Annotated in this window: 3 protein-coding genes; 2 read left to right on the plus strand and 1 reads right to left on the minus strand. The window is 45.8% G+C overall.

Going from position 1 to position 3775, the window contains the following annotated elements; translation table 11 throughout:
* Positions 1-2640: valine--tRNA ligase (locus RMO52_RS20130; RefSeq protein WP_310417814.1), on the plus strand; the 2640-nt coding region annotated here is incomplete at its 5' end.
* Positions 2641-2852: 212 nt separating this feature from the next.
* Positions 2853-3371: a hypothetical protein gene (locus RMO52_RS20135; RefSeq protein WP_310417817.1), complete on the plus strand. Its 519-nt coding sequence runs from the start codon at positions 2853-2855 to the stop codon at positions 3369-3371.
* A gap of 73 nt (positions 3372-3444) precedes the next feature.
* Here RMO52_RS20135 and RMO52_RS20140 read toward each other — a convergent pair whose 3' ends face one another.
* On the minus strand, positions 3445-3720 hold the full coding sequence (locus RMO52_RS20140) for a MoaD/ThiS family protein (protein WP_310417820.1): 276 nt from the start codon (positions 3718-3720) through the stop codon (positions 3445-3447).
* Positions 3721-3775: the final 55 nt, after the last annotated feature.

Consider the following 3775-nt stretch of genomic DNA (forward strand, 5'->3'; position numbering starts at 1 on the left):
CCAGCTAGAGGTGGGAAACCCTTCTGCATCGTCATTCCGCCGCCAAACGTGACGGGAAGTTTGCACTTGGGACATGCGTTTGAACAATCGCTGATCGATGCACTGATTCGGTATCATCGGATGTGCGGGGATAATACGCTATATCTCCCCGGTACGGATCATGCCAGTATTGCGGTACAGACGATTCTAGAGAAGCAGCTCAAGGCTGAAGGTAAGACACGGTACGATGTCGGACGCGAGAAGTTTCTAGAACGCGCCTGGGAGTGGAAAATGGAGTCGGGTGGTACCATCATCAATCAGCTCAAGCGGATGGGTGTTTCGGCAGATTGGACGCGGGAACGGTTTACGCTGGATGAAGGACTGTCGGCGGCGGTACTTGAAGCATTCGTGCGGTTGCACAAAGATGGGCTAATCTATCGGGGACAGTATTTAGTCAATTGGTGTCCGGCTTCGCAGTCGGCGGTGTCAGATTTGGAAGTTGAAAATAAGGAAACTAATGGGAGTTTGTGGTATTTCCGTTATCCTTTGAGCGATGGTTCGGGATACATTGAAGTTGCCACTACGCGCCCGGAAACGATGTTAGGTGATACCGCCGTAGCTGTAAATCCCAAGGATGAAAGATACAAACATCTGATTGGTAAGGCGGTGAGACTGCCGATTCTCGATCGCGATATTCCCATTGTCGGCGACGATTTTGTCGAGGCTGAGTTTGGAACGGGTTGCGTAAAAGTTACTCCAGCTCACGATCCCAATGACTTTGCGATGGGCAAGCGTCATGACCTGCCGTTAATTAATATTATGAATAAGGACGGCACTCTCAATGAGAATGCTGGTGAATTTAACGGTCAAGAACGCTTTGCCGCGCGGCGAAATATCGTCGCAAAATTAGAAGAACTGGGTAATTTAGTTAAAATCGAAGCTTATAAGCATACGGTACCATATAGCGATCGCGGCAAAGTACCTGTCGAGCCATTACTATCAACTCAATGGTTCGTTAAAATTCGTCCGATGGCGGATAATTGCCTGGAGCATTTAGATAGCCAGAATTCCCCCGAATTCGTCCCCCAACGCTGGGGAAAAGTCTATCGGGATTGGTTGGTTAAATTGCAGGATTGGTGCATCTCACGGCAATTGTGGTGGGGGCATCAGATTCCGGCTTGGTATGCTGTAAGTGAATCTGGTGGTGAGATCACTGATAATACACCGTTCTTTGTCGCGAAAAGTGAAGCAGAAGCGCGGGTACAAGCGATCGAGCAGTTCGGCGCGGATGTAAAATTAGTTCAAGATCCTGACGTATTAGATACCTGGTTCTCATCGGGATTATGGCCGTTTTCGACGCTCGGTTGGCCAGAAAATACTACGGATTTGGAGATGTACTATCCGACTTCGACGCTAGTTACTGGTTTTGATATTATTTTCTTCTGGGTAGCTCGCATGACGATGATGTCGGGATATCTGACTGGTAAAATGCCATTTAAAGATGTCTATATTCACGGGTTAGTACTCGATGAAAATGGTAAGAAGATGTCGAAGTCTTCTAACAATGGAATCGATCCATTATTACTAATTGATAAATACGGCACTGATGCACTGCGATATACTTTAGTTCGCGAAGTAGTAGGTGCGGGGCAAGATATTCGGATTCAATATAACCGCAAGACTGACGAATCAGAATCCGTCGAAGCCAGCCGGAATTTTACTAATAAAATCTGGAATGCAGCGCGATTTGTAATGCTGAGCTTCGAGAGTTCGGAGTTTAAGATCGATCGCGACAACTTGACAGTTCCCACAGTTGAATCGCTAGAAGTAGCTGATAAATGGATTCTCTCGCGTTTCCATCAAACAGTGCAGCAAACTAGCGATAATATCGATCGATATGCTTTAGGCGATGCAACTAAAGGCTTATATGAATTCTTCTGGGGGGACTTCTGCGACTGGTATATCGAACTAGTTAAGTCGCGGTTACAAGAAGGTGCAGATCCGGCAAGTAAATTAGTCGTGCTGCAAACTTTGGCGTTTGTTTTGGATGGGATTTTAAAGTTACTGCATCCATTTATGCCACACGTAACGGCAGAAATTTGGCAGACTTTGACTGAGAGCGATGAGCTGCATGACATCTCAACCCAAGCATATCCTACAGCCGATCGATCTCTAATTAATCCCGAACTCGATCGCGAATTCGATCTCCTCATCGGCGTCACGCGGACTATCCGCAATCTCCGCGCCGAAGCCGATCTCAAACGCGCCATTAAAGTCGCAATTATCATCCAAAGCGACAGTGTTACCGAGCGAGAAATCTTAGAGCGCGGGAAAACTTATCTGTGCGATTTGGCACAGATCGAACAGCTTACCATTGTTGATAAGTTAGCCGCAGAACCAACACGCTCTATTGCAAGTGTCTTTGCAACGGTGCAGATTATCTTACCATTGACTGGAGTTGTCGATCTCGAAGCTTTCAAAGCTAAAATTCAGAAGAAGATCGATAAAATCGATAAAGAAATCGAATCGATTCACGGTCGTTTAAATAATACTAAATTTATCGAACGTGCCACGCCGGAAGTGGTTCAACAGACTAAGGATAGTTTGGTGGAGACTGAAAAGCAAAAGGAAATCTTACAGGAAAGATTGCAACAATTTTAAGAGGATAATTTTTTAGTACTGTCATACCAGCAGTAGGCTGTTGACAATTGGCGCACGTGGCGATCTAACTGTCAATTTGTCTCAGTGTCATCAGCCGATCGGATGTTGTATTAAATATGTAGTGTTATGTTATGATTTTCCAGTAGTATTAGCAGGTAGTTAAAAGGAAGACCCGACGATTGACTCTTTCCAGTTCTTAGCGATTTGGATCTATGACAATAGCCCTGTCCCTATTTGCAATTTCTACTGCGGCAATTATCTTTTTTAGCCATCGGCTTTTATGCTATTTGCGACATTTTCAGGAAAGAAATTACAGTCCCAAGTTATTTAAGGATTGGTTATTAAAAAATAGGATCTATGATAAAAAGGGTAGTTTAATTGCTACCCTCGCTGCTATAGCAACCACAATTACCAGCCAGAGTCGAGTCAGTTCTCTCTTAATTTGTACGATCGCGATGGCTGCTTTTATTTGCCTAAGTTTATGGGAAGGCGATCCTCGCGAAGTCGGCTACCCGGTATTGTTACCAACTCCAAGAGTCATCATAACTTATGGTTTGGCGTTAAGTTTGTATGCGATTTCATTGGTCTCGATCGTTGCGATGCTCGATCGCATTGCCAACCTCAGTATGTCCGCTTACTGGCTACTCATCATCATCGCGATCCAATCTTCACCACTCTGGCTGTTGCTGGCAAATACGATCGTCATCCGCGCTGTTTATCGTCCGCTGTAGAAGCCTAAAAAACCGCCCCAAATCGTTAAATTTGGAGCGGTTGGTAGTCTTATCGATCGCTAATTAGATCGCATTAACCCCCAGCTACAGCCGGAACGATACTTACTTGGTCGCCATCTTTGAGCGGAGTGCCAGGGCCATCGAGGAAGCGGATATCTTCATCATTGACATAGAGGTTGAGAAATCTCCGTAATTGACCCGCATCATCGCAGAGTCGGGCTTTAACGCCGGGACAGGCAGTTTCAAGTGCATCTAGCAGCTCGGTAATACTACTACCTTCACATTCGATCGTCGCGCGATCGCTGGTGAATTTTTGAAGTGCAGTGGGAATTAATACTTTGACAGTCATTTGATGAGATGGGAGGTGGGAGTTGGGAGATGGGAGACGGGGGGACGGGGGGACG

It is taken from the genome of Chamaesiphon sp. OTE_8_metabat_110, assembly GCF_031382685.1.
GTDB lineage: Bacteria > Cyanobacteriota > Cyanobacteriia > Cyanobacteriales > Chamaesiphonaceae > Chamaesiphon.

Bases quoted from the DNA above. Each gene is read 5' to 3' on its own strand.
- RMO52_RS20140 (WP_310417820.1), bottom strand. From the start codon at position 3,720: ATGACTGTCAAAGTATTAATTCCCACTGCACTTCAAAAATTCACCAGC.
- RMO52_RS20135 (WP_310417817.1), top strand. From the start codon at position 2,853: ATGACAATAGCCCTGTCCCTATTTGCAATTTCTACTGCGGCAATTATC.